Annotated in this window: 20 protein-coding genes; 9 read left to right on the top strand and 11 right to left on the bottom strand. The window is 63.8% G+C overall.

From position 1 onward, the window contains the following. The first annotated feature begins 42 nt into the window (after nt 1–42). Genes kdpF through IF10I1_RS05590 form a run of 6 tightly spaced genes read left to right on the top strand, consistent with a single transcriptional unit; the run spans nt 43 to nt 7,894 of the window. Entirely contained in the window at nt 43–129 is an 87-nt protein-coding gene (kdpF, locus tag IF10I1_RS23130) for a K(+)-transporting ATPase subunit F (protein WP_081625930.1), read from the top strand. 19 nt (nt 130–148) lie between these two features. After that, the gene (gene kdpA, locus IF10I1_RS05610; protein WP_186393834.1) at nt 149–1,858 is read left to right on the top strand and encodes a potassium-transporting ATPase subunit KdpA; all 1,710 of its coding nucleotides are present in this window, start codon (nt 149–151) and stop codon (nt 1,856–1,858) included. A 13-nt stretch (nt 1,859–1,871) separates the two neighbouring features. Beyond that, entirely contained in the window at nt 1,872–3,935 is a 2,064-nt protein-coding gene (gene kdpB, locus IF10I1_RS05605) for a potassium-transporting ATPase subunit KdpB (protein ID WP_208977377.1), read from the top strand. Between the two features lie 4 nt (nt 3,936–3,939). After that, nucleotides 3,940–4,509 carry a potassium-transporting ATPase subunit KdpC gene (gene kdpC / locus IF10I1_RS05600; protein ID WP_186393835.1) on the top strand — a complete coding sequence of 190 codons (570 nt, stop codon included), beginning with the start codon at nt 3,940–3,942 and terminating at the stop codon, nt 4,507–4,509. Nucleotides 4,510–4,514: 5 nt separating this feature from the next. Next, nucleotides 4,515–7,196: a sensor histidine kinase KdpD gene (locus tag IF10I1_RS05595; RefSeq protein ID WP_186393836.1), complete on the top strand. Its 2,682-nt coding sequence runs from the start codon at nt 4,515–4,517 to the stop codon at nt 7,194–7,196. Next, nucleotides 7,193–7,894 carry a response regulator gene (locus IF10I1_RS05590; RefSeq protein WP_186393837.1) on the top strand — a complete coding sequence of 234 codons (702 nt, stop codon included), beginning with the start codon at nt 7,193–7,195 and terminating at the stop codon, nt 7,892–7,894. Before IF10I1_RS05595 ends, IF10I1_RS05590 begins: the two co-directional genes overlap by 4 nt. 10 nt (nt 7,895–7,904) lie before the next feature. Here IF10I1_RS05590 and IF10I1_RS05585 read toward each other — a convergent pair whose 3' ends face one another. The 3 genes from IF10I1_RS05585 to IF10I1_RS05575 all read right to left on the bottom strand — a co-directional run bounded on the left by IF10I1_RS05585 (nt 7,905) and on the right by IF10I1_RS05575 (nt 10,095). Then, nucleotides 7,905–8,537, bottom strand: a complete 633-nt coding sequence (locus IF10I1_RS05585) for a LysE family translocator (RefSeq protein ID WP_186393838.1) — start codon at nt 8,535–8,537, stop codon at nt 7,905–7,907. Between the two features lie 92 nt (nt 8,538–8,629). Beyond that, entirely contained in the window at nt 8,630–9,031 is a 402-nt protein-coding gene (locus IF10I1_RS05580; protein WP_186393839.1) for a VOC family protein, read from the bottom strand. A gap of 98 nt (nt 9,032–9,129) precedes the next feature. Beyond that, nucleotides 9,130–10,095, bottom strand: a complete 966-nt coding sequence (locus IF10I1_RS05575) for an MBL fold metallo-hydrolase (RefSeq protein WP_019962652.1) — start codon at nt 10,093–10,095, stop codon at nt 9,130–9,132. A gap of 570 nt (nt 10,096–10,665) precedes the next feature. Between IF10I1_RS05575 and IF10I1_RS05570 the strand changes: the two genes are divergently transcribed. Then, nucleotides 10,666–12,063, top strand: a complete 1,398-nt coding sequence (locus IF10I1_RS05570) for a DUF2865 domain-containing protein (protein ID WP_186393840.1) — start codon at nt 10,666–10,668, stop codon at nt 12,061–12,063. Here the strand turns inward: IF10I1_RS05570 and gltX are convergent. The 5 genes from gltX to IF10I1_RS05545 form a co-directional block, all read right to left on the bottom strand. Continuing rightward, nucleotides 12,026–13,396, bottom strand: a complete 1,371-nt coding sequence (gene gltX, locus IF10I1_RS05565; RefSeq protein WP_186393841.1) for a glutamate--tRNA ligase — start codon at nt 13,394–13,396, stop codon at nt 12,026–12,028. The genes IF10I1_RS05570 and gltX overlap by 38 nt on opposite strands. 15 nt (nt 13,397–13,411) lie before the next feature. Next, nucleotides 13,412–14,653, bottom strand: coding sequence for an MFS transporter (locus IF10I1_RS05560; RefSeq protein WP_186393842.1), 1,242 nt, complete (start codon nt 14,651–14,653; stop codon nt 13,412–13,414). Nucleotides 14,654–14,850: 197 nt separating this feature from the next. Beyond that, on the bottom strand, nt 14,851–16,539 hold the full coding sequence (locus tag IF10I1_RS05555; RefSeq protein ID WP_186393843.1) for an NAD+ synthase: 1,689 nt from the start codon (nt 16,537–16,539) through the stop codon (nt 14,851–14,853). 64 nt (nt 16,540–16,603) lie between these two features. Further along, entirely contained in the window at nt 16,604–17,125 is a 522-nt protein-coding gene (locus IF10I1_RS05550) for a response regulator (RefSeq protein ID WP_186393844.1), read from the bottom strand. 193 nt (nt 17,126–17,318) lie between these two features. Then, nucleotides 17,319–18,698 carry a class II 3-deoxy-7-phosphoheptulonate synthase gene (locus IF10I1_RS05545; protein WP_050471208.1) on the bottom strand — a complete coding sequence of 460 codons (1,380 nt, stop codon included), beginning with the start codon at nt 18,696–18,698 and terminating at the stop codon, nt 17,319–17,321. A 519-nt stretch (nt 18,699–19,217) separates the two neighbouring features. Here IF10I1_RS05545 and IF10I1_RS05540 point away from each other — a divergent pair. After that, nucleotides 19,218–20,804 (top strand): diguanylate cyclase domain-containing protein, encoded by a 1,587-nt coding sequence (locus tag IF10I1_RS05540; protein WP_208977376.1) that lies wholly within the window; start codon nt 19,218–19,220, stop codon nt 20,802–20,804. A gap of 136 nt (nt 20,805–20,940) precedes the next feature. Here IF10I1_RS05540 and gor read toward each other — a convergent pair whose 3' ends face one another. From gor to rpiA, 3 genes are all read right to left on the bottom strand, one after another. After that, on the bottom strand, nt 20,941–22,317 hold the full coding sequence (gene gor / locus IF10I1_RS05535) for a glutathione-disulfide reductase (RefSeq protein WP_186393845.1): 1,377 nt from the start codon (nt 22,315–22,317) through the stop codon (nt 20,941–20,943). Nucleotides 22,318–22,390: 73 nt separating this feature from the next. Continuing rightward, complete coding sequence (locus IF10I1_RS05530) at nt 22,391–22,891, bottom strand: DUF2059 domain-containing protein (RefSeq protein ID WP_186393846.1); 501 nt, start codon at nt 22,889–22,891, stop codon at nt 22,391–22,393. A 59-nt stretch (nt 22,892–22,950) separates the two neighbouring features. Further along, the gene (gene rpiA, locus IF10I1_RS05525; protein WP_186393847.1) at nt 22,951–23,643 is read right to left on the bottom strand and encodes a ribose-5-phosphate isomerase RpiA; all 693 of its coding nucleotides are present in this window, start codon (nt 23,641–23,643) and stop codon (nt 22,951–22,953) included. A gap of 246 nt (nt 23,644–23,889) precedes the next feature. On the opposite strand from rpiA, the gene IF10I1_RS05520 reads away from it, so the two are divergent. After that, on the top strand, nt 23,890–25,665 hold the full coding sequence (locus IF10I1_RS05520) for a methyl-accepting chemotaxis protein (RefSeq protein WP_186393848.1): 1,776 nt from the start codon (nt 23,890–23,892) through the stop codon (nt 25,663–25,665). Nucleotides 25,666–25,681: the final 16 nt, after the last annotated feature.

Raw genomic sequence — 25,681 nt, 5'->3', positions numbered from 1 at the left:
CTCTATGCCCGCGCCCTCGACCGGCTGTGAGGACGAAAAGCCATGTTCGAGCTTTTGTCCGGCCTCGCCGTGGTTTGCGGCCTTGGCATCTACCTCGTGGTTACGCTGCTGCGGCCCGAGCGGTTCTGATCCTCTACGGAGCGCACCCATGACCTTTTCCGGCTGGCTGCAGATCGGCCTGTTCTTTCTGGCTGTTCTCGCCATCATCAAGCCTCTCGGGCTTTACATGGCGCATGTCTTTTCAGGCAGGCGCACATGGCTCTCCCCTGTTCTCGGTCCTGTCGAGAACAGCATCTACAAGGCAGCAGGTGTCGATCCGCAGCGCGAACAGGGCTGGCTTGGCTACACGCTTGCCATGCTGACCTTTTCGCTGACGGGCTTCCTTGCCCTTCTTGCCATCCTGCGGCTGCAGCATCTGCTGCCGTTCAATCCGCAGGGCTTTTCCGGCATGCCGGCGGATCTCGCCTTCAACACGGCCGTCTCTTTTGTCACGAACACCAACTGGCAGAACTATGGCGGCGAGACCACGCTGAGCCATTTCAGCCAGATGGCCGGGCTGACGGTGCAGAACTTCCTGTCTGCTGCCACCGGCATGGCGCTGGCCGTCGCCTTCACCCGCGCCTTCGCCCGCTCCAGGGCCAGCACCCTTGGCAACTTCTGGACCGACATGACACGGGCGGTGCTTTACATCCTGCTGCCACTGGCCATCCTCGTGGCCCTCCTCTTCGTTGCCATGGGCCTGCCGCAGACGCTGAACGGGTCTGCCACTGTGACAACGCTGGAAGGCGCGCAGCAGGTGATCGCCCTCGGGCCCGTCGCCAGTCAGGAAGCCATCAAGCAGCTCGGCACCAATGGCGGCGGCTTCTTCAACGTCAACGCCGCCCATCCGTTCGAAAATCCGACGGCCTTCTCCAACTATCTCAACATGTTCGCCATGCTGAGCGTGTCGTCCGCCCTCGTTTATGCCTTTGGCGTGATGGCAGACTGCCGCCGTCAGGCCTGGGCGCTGCTCAGTGCCATGGCGCTGCTGCTGATCGCCGGCGTTGCCGTGACCTACTGGGCGGAAACGCAAGGTAACCCGATCCTGACCGCCCTTGGCGCGGATGCGGCGGGCGGCAACATGGAAGGCAAGGAAGTGCGCTTCGGTCAGGCCATGACCGCGCTCTATGCCGCCGTTACCACAGGCCTTTCCAATGGCGGCGTCAACGGCATGCACGGGTCATTCACCGGCCTTGGCGGGTTGGTGCCGATGTTCCTGATCCAGCTTGGCGAGGTTCTTCCGGGCGGCGTGGGCTCGGGGCTCTATGGCATGCTCGTCTTCGCCCTGCTCTCGGTCTTCGTGGCGGGCCTCATGGTCGGCCGCACACCGGAATTTCTGGGCAAGAAGATCGACGGACGCGAGATGAAGTTCGCCATGCTGGCCGTGCTCATCCTGCCGCTGGTGATCCTCGGGTTCACGGCCGTGTCCGCCATGCTGCCCACGACCCTTGCCAGCCTTGGCACCGGTGGCCCTCATGGCCTGTCGGAGATGCTCTATGCCTATACCTCGGCTGCGGGCAACAACGGCTCGGCCTTCGGCGGGCTCAGTGGCGACACACCCTGGTACAATACGACACTGGGGCTCTCCATGCTGCTCGGCCGCTTTGCCTATGCAGTGCCCGTGATGGCCATTGCCGGATCTCTGGCGGCGAAGGTCAAGGTCCCTGCCTCATCCGGCACCTTCCCCACCGATGGGCCGCTGTTCACCGGCCTTCTCATCGCCATCATTCTCATTCTCGGCGGTCTGCAGTTCTTCCCGGCTCTCGCCCTCGGTCCCATTGCCGAACACCTGGCGATGCTTGCCGGCCAGACCTTCTGAAAGGGTTATTCCCATGTCCACTGACACAAGGGATGCCAAGGGGCAGAAGCTGCCTCACGGCCCGAACATGCTCTCCCCTGCAATTCTGCTTCCCGCCTTGCGTGATGCGGTCGTGAAGCTGGACCCGCGCCAGCTGGTGCGCAATCCGGTCATCTTCGTCACCGAAGTTGTGGCGGCACTGGTGACCGTGCTGTTCGCCCGTGATCTGGTGCTGGGAGCGGAAGACACCGTCTTCTCCGGCCAGATTGCCGCATGGCTCTGGTTCACGGTGCTGTTTGCCACCTTTGCCGAAGCTGTCGCCGAAGGACGCGGGCGGGCGCAGGCGGACAGCCTGAAACGCACCAAATCCGAACTGACCGCCCGCCGCCTGCTGCCGGACGGCAGTACGGAAAGCATCCCCGCCGCCAGCCTGTCCGTAGGTGACGAGGTGCTGGTGGCTGCCGGGGAACTGATCCCGGGCGATGGCGAGGTGATCGAGGGCGTTGCCACGGTCAACGAAAGCGCCATCACCGGTGAATCGGCCCCGGTCATCCGTGAATCGGGCGGCGACCGCTCGGCGGTGACGGGCGGCACGGAGGTGCTGTCCGACGAGATCCGCGTGCGCATCACGGTCGCCCCCGGCTCCAGTTTCGTGGACCGGATGATCGCCCTCATCGAAGGCGCCCAGCGCCAGAAGACGCCGAACGAGATCGCCCTGTCGATCCTGCTGTCTGGCCTGACGCTGATCTTCCTCTTCGTCTGTACCGCTGTCTGGGGCCTTGCCGCCTATTCCGGCGCGGTCATTTCCGTAACGGTTCTGGCCGCCCTGCTGGTGACGCTGATCCCCACCACCATCGGCGGGCTGCTGTCGGCCATCGGCATTGCAGGCATGGACCGGCTGGTGCGCTTCAACGTCATTGCCACCTCGGGCCGTGCCGTTGAGGCCGCAGGCGACGTGGATACGCTGCTGCTCGACAAGACCGGCACGATCACCTTCGGCAACCGCATGGCCAGCGACTTTGCTGCCGCACCCGGCGTCAGCACGCCGGAACTTGCGGAAGCAGCCCTTCTGGCCAGCCTTTCCGACGAGACGCCGGAGGGCCGCTCCATCGTGGCGCTTGCCACGGGCGACTTCGGCATCGCCCAGCCGCAGGTGACGCCTGATGCCGTCATCGCTTTTTCCGCCGAGACGCGCCTGTCCGGGGTCGATATGGGGGAACGCCGCCTGCGCAAAGGTGCGGTGGATGCAGTGCTGGCCTTTGCGGGCCTCACAACTGCCACGGCGCCGGCAGAGTTTTCCCGCGCCGTTGACCGGATCGCCCGAAGTGGCGGCACACCGCTGGCGGTGACGGATGGCAAGCGGCTGCTCGGCGTCATCCACCTCAAGGACGTGGTCAAGCCCGGCATCAAGGAGCGGTTCGCCGCCCTGCGCGCCATGGGCATCCGCACGGTCATGGTCACCGGCGACAATCCGGTCACAGCCGCTGCGATTGCCTCGGAAGCCGGTGTTGACGATTTTCTGGCCAGCGCCACGCCCGAAGACAAGCTCGCCTATATCCGCCGCGAGCAGCAGGGCGGGCGCCTGATCGCCATGTGCGGCGATGGCACCAACGATGCCCCGGCCCTTGCGCAGGCAGACGTGGGTGTTGCCATGCAGACCGGCACCCAGGCGGCCCGCGAAGCTGCCAACATGGTGGATCTGGACTCCAGCCCCACCAAGCTCATCGAGATCGTGGAGATCGGCAAACAATTGCTCATGACACGCGGCTCGCTGACCACCTTCTCCATTGCCAATGATGTGGCCAAGTACTTCGCCATCATCCCGGCGCTGTTCATCGCCGCCTATCCGGCACTTGGCAGCCTCAACATCATGGGCCTCGCCTCACCGCGTTCGGCCATCCTGTCTGCGGTGATCTTCAACGCGCTGATCATCGTGGCCCTGATCCCGCTGGCGCTGAAGGGCGTTGCCTACCGTCCGGCAGGCGCGGCCTCCCTGCTGCGGCGGAACCTTGCCATCTATGGCCTCGGCGGCCTGATCCTGCCTTTCGCAGGCATCAAGCTGATCGACATGGCCGTCAGCGCTCTGAATCTGGTGTAACCCCATGCTGAACCATCTCAGACCCGCCATCGTGCTCACCCTCGCCATGACCATCCTGACCGGACTGGCCTATCCGCTCGCCATCACCGGGGCCGCGCAGGTTCTGATGCCGGGAGCGGCCAACGGCAGCCTGATCGAGCGGGACGGAACTCCCGCAGGCTCGCTCTACATCGGCCAGGCCTTCAGCGATCCGCGCCACTTCTGGTCCCGTCCTTCCGCAACTCCGGACACGCCTTACAACGCAGGCGCCTCGTCCGGCTCGAACCTCGGCAGCACCTCCGCCGAACTGAAATCGCGGGTGGACGCAGAGGCTGCAAGGCTGACCGCCAGCGGTTTGACCGTCCCCCTGCCAGCCGATGCGCTGATGGCTTCGGGCTCCGGCCTTGACCCGCATATCTCGCCGGCTTTCGCGCTGGCGCAGGTGCCGCGCGTTGCTCAGGCGCGCAGCATTGCCGAAGCGAAGGTCAGAACCCTGCTGCGCGAGCACACCGAAGAGCCGCTGCTTGGCCTGTTCGGAGAACCTCGTGTAAACGTGCTGGCGCTTAATCTGGCGCTCGACAGCCTCAAGGAGTGAGCCGCATGGCCGAGGAAGACCGCAGGCCAGACCCGGATGCCCTGCTTGCCCTTGCAGACAAGGACAGGCGCGGCAAGCTGACGGTCTTCCTCGGGGCTGCCCCCGGTGTCGGCAAGACCTTCGCCATGCTCAGCCGCGCCCAACGCCTCAAGGCCGATGGCATCGAAGTCGCTGTTGGCGTTGTCGAAACCCATGGACGCAGCGAAACCGCTGCCTTGCTGGAGGGGCTGAATGTCCTGCCGCGCAAGCGGGTGCTGCACCGCGGGCGCATGCTGGAGGCCTTTGATCTGGACGGCGCCCTTGCGCTCCGGCCGCGCATTCTGATCGTCGATGAACTGGCCCATTCCAACCCGGAAGGCAGCCGCCACCCGAAGCGCTATCAGGACATCGAAGAGTTGACGGGCGCAGGCATCGATGTGTGGACCGCCCTCAACATCCAGCATCTGGAAAGCCTTGCCGATCTGGTGACGCAGATCACCGGCGTCACCGTCCGCGAGCGGGTGCCGGATGTGGTGCTGAAACGCGCCGATGAGGTGATCCTTGTCGATCTTACCCCGGCAGAACTGATCGAGCGCCTGCATGAAGGCAAGGTCTACCTGCCGGACAATGCCCGCCGGGCCACGGAACGTTTCTTCCGTGTCGGCAACCTGACCGCATTGCGCGAGCTGGCCTTGCGGCGCACGGCTGGCCGTGTCGATGACCAGATGGTCGACTTTCTCAAGCAAAATGCCATTGAAGGCCCCTGGGCCACGAGCGAGAGGCTGATCGTTTGCGTGGGAGCGGATGAGCTTTCGGAGAAGGTCGTCCGGGTTGCGAGCCGTCTTGCCTCGGGCCTCAACGCGCCGTGGATTGCCGTCTCGGTGGAACGGGCCGACCGGGAAACGGAAACGAGCCCGGGTCTTGCCCGCATCGAACACATCCTACATCTGGCAGAGCAACTGGGCGCCGAGACCCGGCGCATCATCGGCACCGATTTCGTGGAGGAAATCCTGCGCCTTGCCCGGCGCGAGCATGCCACCCAGATCGTCATCGGTGTACCCAGGAACCGTGGCTGGCGGCGCTTCTTCTCCCCCTCCCTGCCCGAAGCGCTCTCCCGCAAGGCATCCGGCATCGGCCTGCATCTGGTGATGCAGGAAGGCAAGGAAGCGCCGCGCGCCCTTGCCTGGCGCCCCCGGTTTTCCTGGAAGGACCTGCCGCATGCAGCGGCAACGGCTATGCTCTTTGCCACAGGTGTCACGGCCTTCGGGCAGGTGATCGATCTCTTCGTCCATCTGCCCAACATCTCGCTGCTGTTCCTGCTGGCGGTGCTGGGGGCAGCCGTCACCTCGGGCTATACGGCGGCCCTTCTGGCGGTGATCTTTTCGGCGCTCTGCTATAATTTCTTCTTCATCGACCCGCGGCATACCTTCACCATCGCGGCGCCGCACGAGGTGTTCTCGTTCTTCGTGTTCTTTTGTGTGGCCGTGATTGCGGGCGGCTTTGCCTCGCGCATCCGCGAACAGGCGGAAACGGCGCGCAAACGCGCCACTGCCCTGCAATCTCTCTATGACTTTTCGCGCAAGATCTCCGGTACGGAGAAGGCGGAGGACGTGTTCTGGGCCTCCGTGTCCCAGTTGCAAGCCAGCCTGAAACGCAACATCGTCATGCTTGTGCCGGAGAACGGTGACCTACGCATTGCTGGTGCATGGCCACCGGATACGGACCTGGACGTGACCGCGCTGACCGCCGCCCGCTGGGCTCTGGACAAGGAGGAGCGCGCCGGGCACGGCACAGGCACGCTGCCCAACTGCCGCTTCGAATTCCGCCCCTTGCTCAGCCCGCACGGGCCCGTTGGAGTGTGCGGGGTGGAGCAGACGGACGAGCGTATCGGCATCAATGAAGAACGGGCACTGTCAGCCATTCTGGATCAAACAGCCATCGCCATCGACCGGGCCCGCCTGTCGGAAACCAGCGCCGCCCAGACCGCACGGCAGGAGAGCGAGCGTTACCGCGATGCGCTGCTGTCCTCCATCTCGCATGACCTGCGCACCCCGCTGGCGACCATCACCGGGTCGGTTACAAGCCTGCGCCAGTTGGGCAGGCGCATGAGCCCGGAAAGTCAGGACGATCTGCTGCAGTCCATCGAGGAGGAAAGCAGCCGGATGAGCCGCTTCGTCGCCAACCTGCTCGATATGACGCGGATCGAGGCGGGCAGCCTCGAGCCCCGGCGGGAATGGCTGGATGTGACCGACGTGATCCAGTCCTCCGTCGAGCGGGCAAGGCGTTACTTCCCCGGCAAGGTGATCGAAACCGGCATTGCGCCGGGTCTGCCGCTGATCCGCGGCGACAGCGTGCTGCTGGGGCAGGTGCTGTTCAACCTCCTGGACAATGCCATCAAATATGGCGGGCAGGAGCCGGTGAACGTTTATGCAAGGCAAGACGGGGAGGACGTGCTCATTTCCGTCACAGATCTGGGCAAGGGTATTCCGCCGGAGGATCTGGAGCGGATTTTCGAGAAATTCTACCGGCGCGGCAAGGCAGATGGCCGGGCGCCCGGAACCGGGCTTGGCCTTGCCATAGCACGCGGTTTCGTGGAAGCCATGGGCGGGCACATCCATGCCGAAAGCCCGGCCATCCGACGCAAGGGCACCCGGCTGGTCATGCGCTTTCCCGCAGGTCCCGCACAGGAAGGAAAATTGCCAGAATGACAGGACAGTCCTCCGGCGCGCGCATCCTTGTCGTTGACGACGAGCCGCAGATCCAGCGGTTCCTCAAGCCTGCGCTGACGGCAGCAGGCTATGACGTAGTGGAGGCGGCAACCGGCGGCGAGGCGCTGAAGGCGGTGGCGATCGCCGCACCTGATCTCGTCATCCTCGATCTCGGCCTGCCGGACATGGACGGCAAGGATGTGGTCGCCAGCCTGCGCGGCTGGAGCACCCTGCCGATCCTGATCCTTTCCGCCCGCGACCGGGAAAGCGAGAAGATCGCCGCACTGGATCTGGGGGCCGATGACTATATCGAAAAGCCCTTCGGCATCGGCGAGCTGACCGCCCGCATCCGCACCGCCCTGCGCCACCGGGGGCAGGCCGAAGCCGTGCCGCAGGTGCTGGAGACGGACGGGCTTGTGATCGATACCATCCGCCGCACTGTCTCTCGTGATGGCAGCGAGATCCGGCTGACACCAAAGGAATACGACCTGCTCGCCCTGCTTTCCCGCCATGCCGGGCGCGTCGTCAGCCATCGCATCCTGCTGACCTCGGTCTGGGGCCCGGCACACGGGGATGACCTGCAGTATCTGCGCGTCTTCATCAGCCAGTTGCGCCAGAAGATCGAGCGCGACCCCGCCTCCCCCGCCATCCTGCGCACGGAACCCGGCGTCGGCTACCGGCTGATGACGGGGGAATGAGGGGCGCGCATCAGTTGCGCCAGAGCAGAAGACGGAAACCCGCCACGCCGAAGACCAGAGCCAGCGTTCCCTCGATCCAGCGCCGGGCACGCTGATAGATCCGGATCATTGGCCCCGTTGAGAACACCAGCGCATAGCCCGCGAAGACCGTAATCCCGAGAAGCACACAGCCGCCGATGATGGCATGAAGCGTATGGGCCGGAGAATTGGGCCGCAGCCCGAGCGTCATGATTGCCATCCACCCGAGAACGGCCTTGGGATTGGTGAGATGCAGCAGCATGCCGCGCCGGTAGAGCGCGCCCTTGCTGGCGGGCAGTCCGTTGCCCCGGCTCTCAGGCGCCTGAGCCGAAAGCGCCGACCGGGCGGCCTTGAAGGCAAGATACAAGAGGTAAAGCCCCCCTGCGATCTTCAACACGACCAGTGCCTCGGCATAGGCGGTGAGAATAGCCGAGATGCCCGTGGCGGCGAGCAAGGCCCAGCACATGCTGCCCGTGACGACGCCGAGCGCAAGCGCCACCGCCGGAGCGCGGCCCCGGCTCATCGCAACGCCCATGATGGCCATATTGCTCGGGCCGGGGCTGGCCGTTGCGATGACATAGGCCACATAGACGGGCAGCAACTGTTGCAGAAGATCGAGGTTCATCGATGTGCGCTTTCTGAAATGGCCTCAGGAGTGGGCCGCTCGCTGTAGCGGCGGCCAACAGCCCAGCCGGAAAATGCAAAGCAGGGAATCAATCAGACAAGATCTCCACGGAAGACCAGATGGATCTTGTTTCCATCGGGGTCCCGCAGATAGGCGCCGAAATAGCCGGGTGCATAGTGCGGACGCGGGCCCGGCGGCCCCTCGTCGCGGCCCCCGGCAGCCAGCCCTGCGGCATGGGCGGCCCGAACGGCTTCCGCGTCAGGCGCAAGAAAAGCCGTCATTGCGCCGTTGCCGGCAGATGCAGGTTCACGGTTGAATGGCTGATAGGCGTAGAAGCGTGGCAGGGTTTGACCGGGGTTGACCCAGCATAGCGATGCTGGGCCGCCATCCGGAGCCACAGGCCGCTGCCGCAGGCCAAGAGGCTGCAGGACAGCGTCATAGAACCGGCCAGCCCTTTCCAGATCACTGACGCCGACCGTGATGTGACTGAACATGGACGCTCCTGCCTTTGCCTGACATGACACTATTGCCAATCAGCCGGGCAAGACAAGGCCCCATTCATGAGGCCATGCAAAGGCTTGCGGGTTTCCCCTTACGCCGCATCCTCGCTGGCCGCCGCGCGGCTGAGGCGGCTGATGGCGATCTGTTCGCGTTCCGCCGTCCAGATCTGCGGCACGTCGATGCCCTTGGCTTCGTCATAGGCGCGGGCGATGTTGAGCGGCATGATGCGGTCGTAGCCCGGCAGCTTGCCGTAGCGCGGGTCCATCGCATCGCGCACCGCATCGTTGGTGGCCTTGAGGTCCAGTCCCTGATCCACACAGGCCGCCGCCGAGGCGCGCAGGGTTTCGATGAATTCCTTGGTGCGGGTGATGGCATCATTGACCATCTGCGCTCCGCGCAAGGGCGCGCCAGATCCGGCAACCAGCGCGTTGCCCTTGAAAGCGCGCAGGCGCTCCAGCGTCTTCACCCAGTCGCCAAGGTGGCCATCGGCGGCATAGGGCACCCCACCGGGATTGAGCAGGTCGCCGGCAAAGATGGTGCCCGAATCCGGCACCCAGACCACGATGTCCCCCATCGTATGCCCGCGCCCCAGATGCATGAGCCGGATCTCGCGCGAGCCAAGCCGCAGCGACAGGGAGGAGGCAAAGGTCAGCCCCGGCCAGACAAGGGAATTGCTGACGGCAGGCGCACCATCAGATGCACGGCGGCGCTCGCATTCGAGGTTGGCCTCGCCCCGCTCCTCAATCAGGCGGCGGGTGAGGTCCGAGGCGAGGATTTCGCCCGGCTCCAGTGCGTGCGCTCCGGCAGTGCGCCCGGCGTGGTAATGGGTGAGCACGAGATAGCGCACCGGCTTGCCGCTGATCCGCTCCAGCGCCTCGGTGATGCCCTGCGCTGCCTCGACGCTGGGCGGGGCATCAACCACGAGAATGGCCTCATCACCGCGCACGGCGCCGATTGTTGGAAAGCCGTCCCGCATCAGGGCATAGCAGCCGCTGGCCACTTCCGACACGGAAACGGCGGGAATCTTGCCTTCCGGCGCCTTGCTGTCTTCGCTCATGGCGTCCACTTTCGTTCTGGCGGGGCCCTGAGGCCCGCGTTGCTGCCGGGCGCTTGTGGCCCGCCGCGCCGGAGAGATGCGGGAACAGGGCGCAATGCGCCTGCCTCCGCTCATCGCTCACATCTCATCACTTCAACGTGAGAGTTCAGCGCGGACCGGTTCGATTCGCAAACAATTGCAGGCAAATCATGGCAGCCCCCGTTTTTTATCAACAAGAACAGCCGGGCCCCGGCAAGGGATTCAGATCTTTGTCAGAAAAGAGGAGTGAAGAAGGCAATATTCGGCCGTGACATCTGTGGCACTACAGCCCGGCCTACGGCGGACCGGCCCATGCCGGAACAGGTGTGAAGAGCCTTGTCTGCCGGACTTCTTTTGGCTTGCTGCAGTGCGGTGGAGCGATGTCTGGTTCACGCCGGGCATGGGGCAGCCAGACGTGTTAACTCCGGCTGGCCCGTTGCTTGCAAAGGGTCAGCTCAGCCCCGATAGTTGCGTTGGGGAAAGTTGGGAAGCAGGCCTGGCCTGCACAAGTGACCGGGCCGCCGGACGGCCGGGTTGGGGATGGCTGTCACCATGAAGCGCGTAAAGTTCAGGCTTCTGGCCCTTTCTGGCCTCATGGCCCTTGCCATGGGGGCTTCTGCTGCGCATGCACGCAGTTCCACCTGTGAAACCCTTGCCCGGCAGCTTTCCCGTCTTGAAACAGCTGGCACATCCTCCTCTGCTTCAAAATGGGACGAAGCTGCGGAGGCACAGGCCCGCTCGATCAAGGCGGCGCGGCGCGATGCGGCCTATTACCAATGCGGACTGGCGGGCGCCAATGCACGGTGCCCCTCTCTCCTCGACAAGATCCAGCGCATGGAGGCCAACCTCGCCAAGATCGAGCGCCAGCGCGTCAAGGCGGGCAAGGCAAATGCAGGCCGCGGCGGCACAGCGGCGAACCGGGCGGAGATCCTGCGCATCCGCAAGGATATGGTGCGCAACATGTGCCCGGGTGAAGGCAACACGCGGGCCCTGCGGGAAGCTGCGGCCCAGCCGAAACTGGCGCCGCAGCAGCCGAGAGGACTTCTCACCCGCACTTGGGGCCAGCCAGACGCGCCGGCTGCGCCCATGGCACCGCTTCAGCCCGGGCGCAAAACCGTCATGCTGCCGGTGCAGCCGGAGCGGCGTGCCGCCGTCGACACGGTTCCCCAGGAACTGGAGCGCACCCGCGACGGCCTTGCCTATCCGGTCTATAACTTCCCGCGCAATGCCACCTACCGCACCTTGTGCGTGCGCACCTGCGATGGCTATTTCTTTCCCATCAGTTTCAGCGCCCGGCCGGGCCAGTTCGGCCAGGATGCAGCGGCCTGCAATGCGATGTGCCCAGCCGCGGAAACGGGCCTGTTCGTCTACCGCAATCCGGGCGGCGATCCGGAGGACATGATTTCGCTGGCGGGCGAGCGCTACAGCGAGCTACCCAACGCCTTCCGCCACCGCAAGGAATATGTGAACGGCTGCAGCTGTCAGGCCGCCCCCTCCGCCCAGCAGGAGGCCGCTCCGCTGACACCGGTCTCCGGAGCGGCAGGCGGCATTTTGACCTTGGCCGGAGGACGTGTTGTCGCTGGACAAGGCGCTGCCAACCCGCAGACGGATGCCATCCGCATGTCCATGCCCCCTGTAAGCGCCGATGACATGCCGCTGGATGCAGACCCGGACACGGCGCAGAACCTGCGCGAAGGGTTTGATGCCTCCAGCCTCGTCACCGCGTCCCTTCCCGCAACGGATGTGCCGCTTGCAGCAGAGAGCATGCGCCCGTCGCTGCCCGTTCTGGAGAGAACACCAGAGCAAAGCCCCGCCGGGGCTGAGCAAGCGCTGGACGGCACGCAGCCTGATCAGCAGGCCGCCTCACCGGAAGCATCTGCGGAGGATGCCAGAGGCGAGGCGCGCGGGCCTGTCAGGAAAGTCGGGCCGCAGTTCTTTCCCGACCGATAAGCGGCAGCAGCGCCTTCATGTCGGGGCCATGACCGTGGCCGGTCAGAGCGAGGCGCAGCGGCATGAACAGGGTCTTGCCCTTGCGCCCCGTCTTCTCCTTCAGAAGGCCGGTCCAGATGCCCCAGCTTTCGCCATCCAGCGGGCCTTCGGGCAGGAGAGCGAGGGCCTCGGCCAGATAGGTCCGGTCCTCTTCCGCCACCTGCTCTGCATCGGCTGGCAGATCGCCAGAAATGATGGCCCACCAGCTGGCGGCATCACCAAGGCGGGCGCAGTTTTCCCGCACCGCCAGCCAGAAGGCTTCGCCGCCGCCAATGCCAAGCGCAGCAAGGCGCGGCGCGGCCTCCTCGAAGGTCATGGCATGGACAAGCCGGGCGTTGAGGCTGTCCAGTTCCTGCGGGTCGAACTTGGCGGATGAGCGGGAGATGCCGGAAAGATCCAGCATGCCTGCCAGCGTGTCCATGTCCCGCACCGGCTCAACGGCATGGCTGGTGCCGGTCAGCACCGCCAGCGAGGCAACGGCCATGGGCTCGATGCCAGCTTCCCGGAGGGAGCTGATGGACAGCGCGCCCTTGCGCTTGGACAGGCCCTCCCCGTCCAGCGTGGTCAGCAGGTTGTGGTGGGCAAACCGCGGCAGCGGCGCCCCCAGCGCCTCAAAGATGGCGATCTGCACCGCCGTGTTGGCAACGTGATCCTCTCCGCGGATGACATGGGTGATGCCCATGTCCGCGTCATCCACCACAGAGGTGAAAGTGTAGAGATAGCTGCCGTCCGCACGGGCGAGAACCGGATCGGACAGGGAGGCAAGGTCGATGGACTGGCTGCCACGGCACAGGTCGTCCCACGTGACATCCGTGCGGCGCGGGGCCAGCGGGTCGCCGTCATGGTTGGGCAGCAGAAAGCGCCAGTGCGGCTGGCGGCCCTCGGCCTCCAGCTTTGCCTTGTCCTCCGCCGTCAGCTTCAGGGCAGCGCGGTCATAGACCGGCGGCCGGCCCATCGCGCGGGCGCGGGAGCGGCGGCGCTCCAGCTCGTCCGCCGTTTCGTAACAGGGATAGAGCAGGCCAGCCGCCTTCAGCTTTTCCGCCGCCGCATCATAGAGCGCGATCCGGTCCGACTGGCGCACCATCAAGTCGGGCTTGACGCCGAACCAGGCGAGATCCGCCTCGATGGCATCGGCATATTCCCGGCGCGAGCGCTCCAGATCCGTGTCGTCGAAACGCAGCACGAACTGGCCGCCGCTCTTCAGGGCATAGAGCCAGTTGAGAAGCGCGGTACGGCTGTTGCCGAGGTGGATGAGGCCCGTCGGAGAGGGCGCGAAGCGGAGCTTTACGGTCATGCGTTTCCCCTACCCTCAGTCCGCCGTGCTGGCAAGATCATCCCGCTTCAGCAGCACGCGGGAAGCACTGGCGAGCGCAGCCGTCATCACCACGCAATAGAGCGAGAAGCCGAGGATCTGGCCGTCATAAGGCACGCCGAAATCGATCAGCCAGCCCGCCAGCCCCGGCCCGAGTGCAGAGGCAAAGACCATGAAGGCAAAGACGACCGAGCGCACTGCGCCCAGGTGCCGGGTGCCGTAAAGCTCCGGCCAGAGCGCACCGGTGAAGGTGGCCACAAAGCCATTGGAGAGGCCGATCAGCGCCATGAAGATGAAAGGTGCATAGGCCGCATGCACCAGCGCCAGAACCGCCGTGCCGCAGGCAAGCGGCACCAGCATGAAGGGCAGGATGCGCCGCGCCGTGAAGCGGTCGATCAACTGCCCCAGCACCAGCGACGACAGCACCGCCGAAGCCGACATGACGATGAAGGCCATTGCGAAGAGCTCCCTTGTCCAGCCGCGCAGGTCCACCAGATAGGCCTGATGAAACAGCACCGCCGTGACGATGAAGGGCGGGGCGAGAACTCCGGCAGAGACGAGATAGAACATCGGATCACGCAGCACCTCGGCCCGCGTCCAGTGCCGCCGCTCCACCACCTTCACATCGCTGGCCGTGTTCACCGGCACCCGCTCCTTGCGCAGGAGCAGCAGCACGACGGGCAGCACCAGCGCCAGCATGACAGCCACCGCCACCCACCAGCCCTGCCGCCAGCCAAAGGTGGTCATGATGGCAACGAAGGTGACCGGCATGATGGCTTCCGAGGCCGGGAAGCCGAGGCCGATCACCGCCACGGCGCGGCCGCGCTGCGCATCAAACCAGCGCCCGGCGGCTGTCATGGCGGTGTTGCTCATCATGCCCTGGCCGAAAAGACGCAGGCCATAGAGCGCAATACCGGCCATCCAGATGGAGGTGGCCGACGCCATCAGGGCGCAGAACAGCCCGAGCATGACCATGACGCCGGCTGCCACCTGAGCCACGGAAAAGCGGTCCAGCACCCGGCCAAGGGTGGGCAGCGTCAGCGCGCTTCCAAGCGTTGCGGCCATGTAGAGCGAGCCGAAGGCGCCGTTGCTGAGGTCCAGCTCCGCCCGCACATCACCTGCGGACAGGGAGATGAAGAAGGTCTGCCCGAAGCCGGAAAAGGCGGTCATCAGGAAGGCAGCCCCAAGCCAGCGGGCATTGCCGGAGAGAAAGGCTCCATAGGACTGCGGTTTGCTCATGGCATGCCACCGGCTCCAAACCTGCTGAGACAGCGTTTATGCCCGGTTGCAGATCTTGCTCCATGTCATCTCCCCCTCAAGGGGGGAGAGGAGTTGGTGCCATACTGACAGGAGCAAACAAGTCCGGGTCAAACACTGCCCCTTGCAGTGAAGCCAGCCCTTTCTTCCCGGTGAATCAGAGGCTTGCGCGTGGCGGGTCAGCGGTCGCGGAAGCGGTTGGTGATGGGGTAGCGCCGATCGCGGCCGAAGTTGCGGCGGGTGATCTTGACGCCCGGAGGAGCCTGACGGCGCTTGTATTCGGCGATGTAGAGAAGGTGTTCCACCCGCTCGATGGTCGCGCGCTCATAGCCCAGCGCCTCGATCTCACCGATGGACAGTTCATTTTCGACCAGTCCCTGCAGAATGGCATCCAGCACCTCGTAAGGCGGCAGGCTGTCCTGATCGGTCTGGTTTTCGCGCAGTTCGGCCGTCGGGGCCTTGGTGATGACATGGGCGGGGATCATTTCCCCCGCCACGCCCTTCGCACCCTGCGGCAGATGGGCATTGCGCCAGGCGGCAAGCCGGTAGACCTCGGTCTTGTAGAGGTCCTTGATCGGGTTGTAGCCGCCGTTCATGTCGCCATAGAGCGTGGCGTAACCGACGGACATTTCCGACTTGTTGCCCGTGGTCAGCACCATGGCACCAAACTTGTTGGAGATGGCCATGAGAATGACGCCGCGGCTGCGTGACTGCAGATTTTCTTCCGTGATATCGGCCGTGCGGCCCGCAAAGAGCGGCGCCAGAACTTCGGTGAAGCCGGTCATCGGCGGCTCGATGGGCACGATGTCGTAGCGGATGCCGAGCGCCTTTGCGCTGGCTTCGGCATCCCTGAGGCTGTCGGAGGAGGTGAAGTGGAAGGGCATCATCACCCCGTGCACCCGCTCCGGCCCCAGCGCATCCACCGCCATGGCAGCGCAGATGGCCGAATCGATGCCGCCCGACAGGCCGAGGACGACGCCGGGGAAACGGTTCTTGTCGACGTAATCGCGCAGGCCCATGACGCAGGCAAGCCAGTTGGCCTCATCCGCATCCGGCAGCTTCGCAAATTCGCCCGGCTCCGCCCGCCAGACGCCATCGGTGCCCTCGCGCCAGTCGCTGATGGCCAGCGCCGTGGTGAACTGGGGCATCTGGAAGGCGAGCGAGCGGTCGGCATTGAGCGCAAAGGAGGCGCCGTCGAAGACAAGCTCGTCCTGCCCGCCGGTCTGGTTGCAGTAGACAAGCGGCAGGCCGCTTTCGACGACGCGGGCCACCATGATCTGCAGCCGCTCGTCGGTCTTGTTGGCCCAGTAGGGCGAGCCGTTCGGCACCAGCAGCATCTGCGCGCCGGTTTCCGTCAGGCACTCGACCACTTCATCGGTCCAGGTGTCCTCGCAGATCGGCAGACCCAGCCTCAGCCCGCGGAAATCCACCGGTCCCGGCAGCGGGCCCTGATCAAAGACGCGCTTTTCATCGAAGACGCCATAGTTCGGCAGGTCATACTTGAAGCGCAGGGCCTGCACCTTGCCGCCATCGAGCAGCGCCACCGCATTGTAAAGCTTGCCGCCTTCGGCCCAGGGCAGACCGACGACCATGCCGGGACCGCCGTCTGCGGTCTCTGCGGCAAGCGCTTCCAGCGCCGTGCGGCAGGCGCGCACGAAGGCGGGCTTCAGCACCAGATCCTCCGCCGGATAGCCGGAGAGGAACATTTCGGACAGCAGCACCAGATGCGCCCCTGCCCTTGCCGCACCGGCACGGGCCTGGCGGGCCAGATCCGCATTGCCGGCAATACCGCCGACGGTCGGGTTCAGCTGGGCAATGGCAAGACGGAGGTGGCCCGAAAGGGCCTCGGGGCGGGTGCTGGTGCTCATGACACCTGATTTAGCGCGCCCGTGCGGGCCTTGCAATCGGGCGATCATGACTCATGATGGATGGTCAGAGCAGGGCAAGGTTTTCCGGCGGGTGCACGGAAGCGGCCAGAACCGCAGCGGCGGGCCCTGTCGGCCCAGCCTCACGCCAGCCCGGCCGGCGCATACCTTTGGAGCGGCCATCACGCTCCTGCCGCAGCAGGGCATCCTCGATCCGCTGATAGAGCACGGCAGGCGCCACCGGCTTGGCAACGAAACCGTGAACGCCCTGGCGCATGGCATCCAGAATGACGCTGCGGCGCGCATGGCCTGAAACGGCGATGACGGGTGTCGTCGCCAGAATATAATCCTTCTCCCCCCGCAGAAGCTTGAGGAACTCCTCACCCGACACGGGGGCCATCATCCAGTCGAGCAGAACGAGATCGGGCGCGCGGTCGATAACGATTTCCAGGCCGTCGGCGCCATCGGCGGCTTCAAAAATGCGTCTCGCACCGAAGCCTGCGAGAATCGAACGAAGGATTGCGCGCATATGCGCATTGTCATCGACCACAAGGATCGACACCCCCGACAATTCCACCTGCATCCGCATGGTCTCCTCCACTCTGGAGGGCAGCTCTACATGCCGTTACGTTAAATCAAGGTTAGAGGCGCACCTGCCGATGGCAATTTCAACGAAGGGGAGCAGCCTTTCCGCATCGCAGTTCCGTCCTCAGCCTGAGAGCAAATGCAAAAGGGGCAGACCTGCAGCCTGCCCCTCCTGATGCGTGTCAAAGCAGCTGCGCTCAGGCGCTGGCTGCGATCTTGTCCGTGCGGGCCTCGCGTTCCTTCTTGAGGTTTTCAGCCACAAGGAAGGCAAGCTCGATCGCCTGATCGGCGTTGAGGCGCGGGTCGCAGTGGGTGTGATAGCGGTCACCCAGCTGCTCGGCGGTGAGCGCATGGGCGCCGCCGGTGCATTCGGTGACGTTGCGGCCCGTCATCTCGATATGGATACCGCCTGCATGGGTGCCCTCGGCGCGGTGCACCGCGAAGAAGGCTTCCACTTCCTTCAGGATGCGCTCGAACGGACGGGTCTTGTAGCCGGCGGCGGTGATGGTGTTGCCATGCATCGGATCGCAGGACCACACAACCGTGCGCCCTTCCCGCTCCACGGCGCGGATCAACTGCGGCAGGTGATCGAACACCTTGTCCGCGCCGAAACGGCAGATCAGCGTCAGGCGGCCGGCTTCGTTTTCCGGATTCAGCATGTCGATCAGCTTCAGCAGCCCGTCCGGCGAAAGGGACGGACCGCACTTCAGGCCGATCGGGTTCTTGATGCCGCGGAAGAATTCCACATGGGCATGATCCGGCTGGCGGGTGCGGTCGCCGATCCACAGCATGTGGCCGGAGGTGGCGTACCAGTCGCCCGAGGTGGAATCGACGCGGGTGAAGGCCTCTTCGTAGCCGAGCAGCAGCGCCTCATGGCTGGTGAAGAAATCAGTCGAACGCAGCTGCGGCACGCTGTCCGGCGAAACGCCGCAGGCACGCATGAAGGCGAGCGATTCCGAGATGCGGTCCGCCAGTTCCTGATAGCGGTGGGACTGGGGGCTGTCCTTGACGAAGCCCAGCATCCAGCGGTGCACCTGATCAAGGTTGGCGAAGCCGCCCTGCGCGAAGGCGCGCAGCAGGTTCAGCGTCGCGGCCGACTGGCGGTAGGCCATGGACAGGCGGTTCGGATCCGGGATGCGGCTTTCCGGGGTGAAGGCGATGTCGTTGATGATGTCGCCGCGGTAGCTCGGCAACTCCACGTCACCCTGTTTCTCGATGTCCGAGGACCGCGGCTTGGCGAACTGGCCAGCGATGCGGCCCACCTTCACCACCGGCTGGGACGCCGCATAGGTGAGGACGACGGCCATCTGCAGGAAGACGCGGAAAAAGTCACGGATGTGGTCCGGATGATGCTCTGCGAAGCTCTCCGCACAGTCACCACCCTGCAGAAGGAATGCCCGCCCTGCCGCAACATCCGCAAGCTGGCGCTTCAGAAGACGCGCCTCACCTGCAAAAACCAGCGGCGGATAGGTCGACAGACGCTTTTCCACGTCCGCCAGGGCCTCTTTGTCGGGATAATCCGGCACCTGCAAGATCGGCTTGGATCTCCAGCTGTCCGGTGTCCACTTCTCCGCCATCACACAGTCTCCAATACGGTCCGGCTGCTTTGCCCTGCCTTGAGCAAACGGGCGGCAGATCCTGCATCTGCCAATGGCCCGCTGCGCTCACAAGAACGGGCGCCGGAACTTCCTCACATCACGTGCTGCAAACGTCTCCCCCCGAAGGACAAGAAACGTGCGGCCTTATACACGGCTTGACGGCTCAAGACTACAGTCCAGGACAGTATCCCGCCAGCAATCCGGATGACCGTGGCTCAGGTGCCGCAATGCAAGCCGGGCCGCAGCGCGCCTGCCCGGCCTGCCGGCACGGCAAAGACGGCCACCCATGCCGCTCCATCGTAAAAATACGGATGATTAACAAGAAGAAAAACGCAGACACGAATGGGAGATGCAAAGAAACCAAATATCGTTGATGAACTTAAGGGCCTGTTTCCAATTATACCCTATCAGATTTTGACAGGTATGTTGTGGTCTGACGATGCTTATGCAGGCCCTTCCCCATAGCGCGGTCCACCAGATCCAGAAAGGATTGGCAGCGTGTCACCCCTGGCAGGCATTGGCAAGAACCCGGCAGGACGCTGGAGCCTGACGCATCAGGTTTATTTCCTCGCTTCGCTGCTGATGGTACTGGCAACAGCATCCCTGCTTTATGTCGGTCACATCGCCTCACGTGCTGCAGACAAGCAGGCCGTGCGGAACGAAATGCGGCTGATTGAAAGCGCCCTTCACGACCGCCAGCGGCTGATGGCGAGGGACCAGATGACCCTTGCCCGCTGGGACCGGGCGGTGGCCAATATCTCGGTCAAGTTCAACCCGGCCTTTGTCCGCTATGAACTGCTTGACTCCCTCTGGTACGATTTTGGGCATGAGCGGGCTTTCCTCGTTGATCCGCAAGGCGCCTTGCTTGCTGAATCCCGCAGGGAAGTCTCCCGCATCGGCCGCAAGAGCCTGCCCGCCTCTTCGGTGCTGCTGGCGGTTTCACAGACGTCCGTGCGCAAATACGAGGGCCTGCGCAGCACATCAGAGGCCGGATCGGGCCGCAGCGGGCCGCCCGCCATCGATGACATGGCCACCTTCGCCTATGTTCTGCTCGACAAGACGCCGACATTCATCAGCGCCATGCCGATTGTACCGGATGACGGAGCTGTGGCGCAGCCTCCCGGACCGCCGGTCATCCTCATGTCGGCCCGCCTGATCGACGAGGGCTTCACCGCCGACATCAATTCGCAGCTGGCCTTCCGCGACATGAAGTTTGTGCCGGGAGAGACACCGCCGGCGGGCAGCACAAGCTGGCCCATCACATCACCGGATGGCGAGATCATTGGCCATTTCCAATGGACCAGCGAAACGCCGGGCGAGCATGTCTGGCGCATGATCTTGCCGACGATCCTGCTGCTTTGGGCCATGCTGGCCGGTTCTGCCTTCGCCGTATCGCGCAAGGTGGGAACCCTCACCCGTTCGCTGGAACAGCGGGAGCAGGAGTTTGCCTATCTGGCCGACCATGATCAGCTCACTGGGCTCGCCAACCGCCGGCAGATCAGTGCCATTCTTGCAAATGCCATTTCGGGCCTGCCAGACAAACCCTTCGCACTGATCGGCTGCGATCTGGACCGGTTCAAGCAGATCAACGACACCTATGGCCATGCAGCGGGTGATGAAGTTCTCGCGACCGTGGCCCGCAGGATTGAAGCGGAAGTTGGCAGCGCGGGCGTTGCCGGACGCATGGGCGGCGACGAGTTCGTGATCGTGGTGATTGAATTTGCGGATATCGACCGGCTGGCCGATCTTGGACGCCGGATCATGGCCGCGCTGGACGAAGAGATTCCGATGCCCAATGGCATCCATGCAGAACTCGGCGTCAGCCTCGGCATTGCCATCGCCCCCATTGACGGCAGCACGGATGAAGCCCTGCTTGCTGCTGCAGATGCTGCGCTTTACGCTGCCAAGTCCGCACGGGACGGCACACTTGTCTTTGCAGCAAGCCTGCCGCGTGGAGAGGGCCCAATGCCGGAGAAGAAAGCTGTCACAGGCACGATACCGGCAGCCGTTCCGGCAAGGCCCTCGCTCGCCATCAGTGACGGCGGCACCGTGATCAAGCAGGTCCCGAAAGGCCGCGGACACTGAGCCGACAAGAATAAGGCGACTTTTACCGGCGGCACATCACGCCTCGAAGACTCAAGGAAAGAGCCACCCGCTCCCGATGCAACATGCGCATCCGGAGCGGGTGGCCCTACCCTGTTTCACGCCCTGTCTGCGGACTTCAGCCGCGCAGGCGTTCCGTGGGCTCGCGCATGGTCACAAGTTCCTCGGCGGCGGTGGGATGAACGGCGACCGTCCGGTCAAAGTCGGCCTTGGTTGCGCCCATCTGCAGCGTAATTCCAAGCACCTGCGCCAATTCGCCAGCGTCTGGCCCCAGAATATGGACGCCCAGGACCTTGTCCGTGTCAGCATCGACGATCAGCTTCATCACCATCTTCTCGTCCCGGCCCGAAAGGGTGTGCTTCATGGGACGGAAGCTGGTCTTGTAGATGTCGAGGTTCGGCGTCCGCTTCAGCGCCTCTTCCTGAGTGAGGCCAACCGTTCCCAGCTCCGGCTGGGAGAAGACGGCCGTTGCGATGAGGCTGTGATCCACCGTCCAGGGCTTGCCGCCAAAGATGGTATCGGCAAAGGCATGGCCTTCGCGGATGGCCACCGGGGTGAGATTGGCCCGGTTGGTGACGTCGCCCACGGCATAGATCGAAGGAACGGAGGTGCGGGACGTTTCATCCACCCGGATGGCACCGTCCTCACCCACTTCGACACCAGCCTTCTCGAGGCCGAGGCCCGCAATATTCGGGCGGCGGCCGATGGCAAAGAGGATCTGATCGGCAGGCAGCGCCTTGCCGCCCTTGGTGTGGCCCGTCAGCTTGCCATCTGCATCCTTTTCGATTGCGGAGAACGTGTCGCCGCAGATGATCTTGATGCCTTTCTTCTCCATCTCTTCATGCACGGCCTTGCGCAGATCATTGTCAAAGCCGCGCAGGATTTCCTCGCCGCGATAGATGAGCGTCGTCTCGGCGCCGAGACCGTTGAAGATGCCGGCGAATTCCACGGCGATGTAGCCGCCGCCAGCGACAATCACCTGCCTCGGCATTTCGGACAGATGGAAGGCCTCGTTCGAGGTGATCACATGCTCGCAGCCGGGCAGCGAGGGATCGACATTCGGCGTGCCGCCCGTTGCGATCAGGATGTAACGGGCCGTCACGATCTGGCCAGTTGACAGCAGGCGGACGCTGTTGGGCCCCTCGATGACGGCGCGGCTGTCAAACAGCTCGACGCCGGTCCGGTCAAGGTTGCGCCGGTAGATGCCTTCCAGCCGCGTGATTTCCTTGTCCTTGGCTTCGATCAGGGTCTGCCAGGAGAAACTGCGCTCGCCGACCGTCCAGCCAAAGCCGGCGGCGTCCTCGAACTCCTCGGAGAACTTGGAGGCGTAAACGAACAGCTTCTTCGGCACGCAGCCCCGGATGACACACGTTCCGCCGTACCTGTATTCCTCGGCGATCGCGACGCGCGCACCGTGGGTGGCAGCGATCCGTGCAGCCCGCACACCGCCGGAGCCGCCGCCAATGACGAACAGATCGTAGTTGAACTCGCTCATCCTGTGAGATCCTTCAGGTCACATCCAAAAACAAACGGCCCCGTCTCCGGGGCCGCTGGTAAGCCGGAGCCGCTTACGGCTTGATCAGGCCACGCTTCTCAAGTTCGCCGCGCACCTGCACGACCATTTCCTGAGACAGCTTGTCCTGCCACTGGCGTGCAGCGCCAATCGACAGCGCGCTGATTTCCGGCGACAGCTGGGTCAGCTTCTTGCCCGTGGGGCTCTCGTAGAAGTTTGCAATCTCGGTCAGCTCTTCTTCGCTCAGGCGGCGGGCCCAGACTTCAAAGACCATCTTGTTCAGCTCGGGACGCTCGTCGGTCATCTTGAGAGCGACTTCGGTCACCACTTCATCGAGCACACCGGTCAGAGACGGGTCAGTTTGAATGAAAATTCCTGTGGTCCGTTCAGCAAGCTCGGGAATGATGTCATCAAAGGCTGAGAGAGCGTCCGTTGCGAGCACGGCGCGGCGGGCGGCGGCAAGATGGCTTTCGGTCAGGTCCTGCGCCATGGCAGACGGCGCAAAGGCGAGACCGGCAACCACAACCCCTGCGGAAAAGAGGGCTTTCAGATTCATGTGCAAACTCCAGCGTGCATTGTCTGTGCCCGGCTGCGGCAGGTGCCGCGGCCAGCGCTTCAATCTTTCATTATGACGTCCACACCCTGCGGCCCGGCCACATAGGCCTTGGCCGCCAGCCCGATGAACAGGCCCGTCTCGACGACACCGGGTATCAGGTTCAGGTCAGCGGCCAATTTTGCAGCATCCGGAATGGCTCCAAGCGAGGCATCCAGGATGTAGTGACCACCATCTGTGACAAAAGGATGGTCCTCACCGCCGCGCAGCGAGACTTCGCCAGTCAGTCCATGACTATCAAGAACGGCGCGCACAGCAATACGGGTGGCGCCAAGGCCAAAGGGCACGACTTCGACCGGAAGCGGGAACTTGCCAAGACGCTGCACCAGCTTGCCGCTGTCGGCGATCACGACCATCTTGCCGGAGGCAGCCGCCACGATTTTCTCACGCAGCAAAGCGCCGCCACCGCCCTTGATGAGCGCCATGTCCGGATCGATCTCGTCTGCGCCGTCAACGGTCACGTCGAGCACGGGCATGTCTTCAAGCGTGGAGAGCGGGATCCCCTCCTCGCGGGCCAGGGCAGCGGTGCGCTCCGATGTCGGCACGCCAGTCACCTTGAGCCCGGCACGGACAGCCCGGCCAAGAGCACGGACGAAATGCTCAGCGGTCGAACCGGTGCCAATGCCGACCTTCATGCCGTCACGGATTTCTTCCATAGCCCGCTCGGCGGCCTGGCGCTTGAAATCGTCGCTCATCCTGTCCCTTCCGGCAATCGTTGAAAGACCCATGGGCGGCGGCAGGAGGAGGCATGCCTTGCAGCACCCCATGCCGAAGCCGCATGTGTTGGGGCTGATTAGCATGCCGGCAAGTTCAGGGCAAAGGCGAAGTCTCACGTGCGCGGCCTGCGCCGTTGAGAATAGTTGCAAGGCAGCATTGAAAATTAACCTGCCGTTCAGCTGACGTTGAGAACGTTCGATATTCGGCATGTCTAGGAAAATAAAATGCGCCCGAACTTCAGTTCCTCGCTCTTTTCAAAGCCTCCCAAGCCTGAGGCTTCGGATGAATTTGCGCAGAAGACGCAAGTCGACGCACTGAAAGATACGCAAGAAGAGCGGGAAGACGCGGCCCGCCGGATCGGGAACGCGATCGACATGATAGAAACGGACCTGCGCAGAGCGACTGCACAGGTGTCCGCAGAGACGGATGATCTTCGAAATCTTCTTTCTTCGCAGCAAGATACGCTGAAAGAGATTCGGATGGACGCCCTCAACCTGCAGTCGGAGGCGGGACAAGCCACAGGCACGATGTCCGAGCTTGCGGCCTCTATCGAGGAACTGGCCGGCTCCAGCGGGCAGATTGGAGCGCTGGTCGAACGTTCAGGCCAGCTGGCACAGGATGCCACCGGCGCTGCGACCGAGGCCAATTCCGGGGTTCTGGAACTGACGGCGGCGATCTTGGACATTGCCAATGTTGTCCGGCTGATTTCAGGCATTGCCAAGCAGACCAACCTTCTGGCGCTGAATGCCACCATTGAAGCGGCCCGCGCCGGGGACGCCGGACGGGGGTTTGCGGTTGTTGCCAGCGAAGTGAAGGCGCTTTCGGTGGAAACACAAAAGGCCACGGAAGAAATCGTCAGCAAGATCGAACGGCTTCAGGCTTCGGCGGATCTGAGCACCACGTCGGTCAGCCGCATCATTGATGCCGTCGCCGAACTGCGCCCAAGTTTTGCAGAAGTTGAGAATGCGATCCGCGAACAGGTGGCAACCACCTCTGATATCAGCCAGAGGGCCAACCAGACCGCTGCCTTCATCGACGAAGTGGGCAAGCGCATCAGCACCATCAACAATTCTGTCTCCCGCGCCGAAGAAAGCGGAACCAGCGTCCACGGCGCCGTGGGTAAAATGGCAGCCTCGGTTTCGGCGCTCGGGCCACGCTTCACGATGATGCTGCGCCAGAGCCCGGCCGGAGACCGCCGGGTCGAAGACCGTCTGCCCTGCCGGATCAACGGAACACTTGCCCTGGCAGGACAAACCGCCGCCGTCGAAGCGCGCGACATTTCCCATGCCGGCGTCCTGCTTAAGCCGGGCAGCGATGCGCAGATTACAGCCCCCGCCAGTGCCCGCCTTTCGCTTGACGGCGTTGGCCAGATTGATCTGCGGATCGTCAACAGAAGTGACAATGGCCTGCATTGCCATTTCTCCCGTATGGACGACATGACGGGCGCGGCCCTCGACAAGCTCATCCATGGCATTCAGACAAAGAATGCCACCTCCGTCCGCCGGGCCCAGGAGGGAGCTGCCAGAATCAGCGAGGCGATGCACAAGCTCATCGAGACCGGCCGCCTCACGCGGGACGCCTTGTTCGATACCGATTACAAAATCATACAAGGCACCAATCCGGTTCAGTACAGCAACCGCGCGCTGGCACAGCTGGAACAAATCCTGCCTCAGATCCAGGACGTCATCCTGGCGCAAGATACCGCGATGATATTTTGCGTGGCGATTGACCGTAATGGCTATCTGCCGGTGCATAACAAAGCCTATTCACATCCGCAGCGGCCGGATGATCCGGTCTGGAATGCGGCAAACTGCCGGAACAAGCGCATTTTTGACGACAGGGCGGGCCTGAGCGCCGCACGGAACACGAGACCCGTACTTGTACAGTCTTATGCCCGTGATATGGGAAATGGTAACGTCGTATGGTTGCAGGAAGTCGACGCCCCCATCACGGTGTGCGGTATCCACTGGGGCGGATTCAGGACAGCTTACAAGCTTTGACAGCACCCATCTGCCC

The organism is Pannonibacter sp. I15F10I1 (assembly GCF_900185665.1).
In the GTDB taxonomy this organism is placed as follows: domain Bacteria; phylum Pseudomonadota; class Alphaproteobacteria; order Rhizobiales; family Stappiaceae; genus Pannonibacter; species Pannonibacter indicus.
Note: the sequence above shows the minus strand (reverse complement) of the source record. Positions and strands in the feature narration are given on the sequence as shown.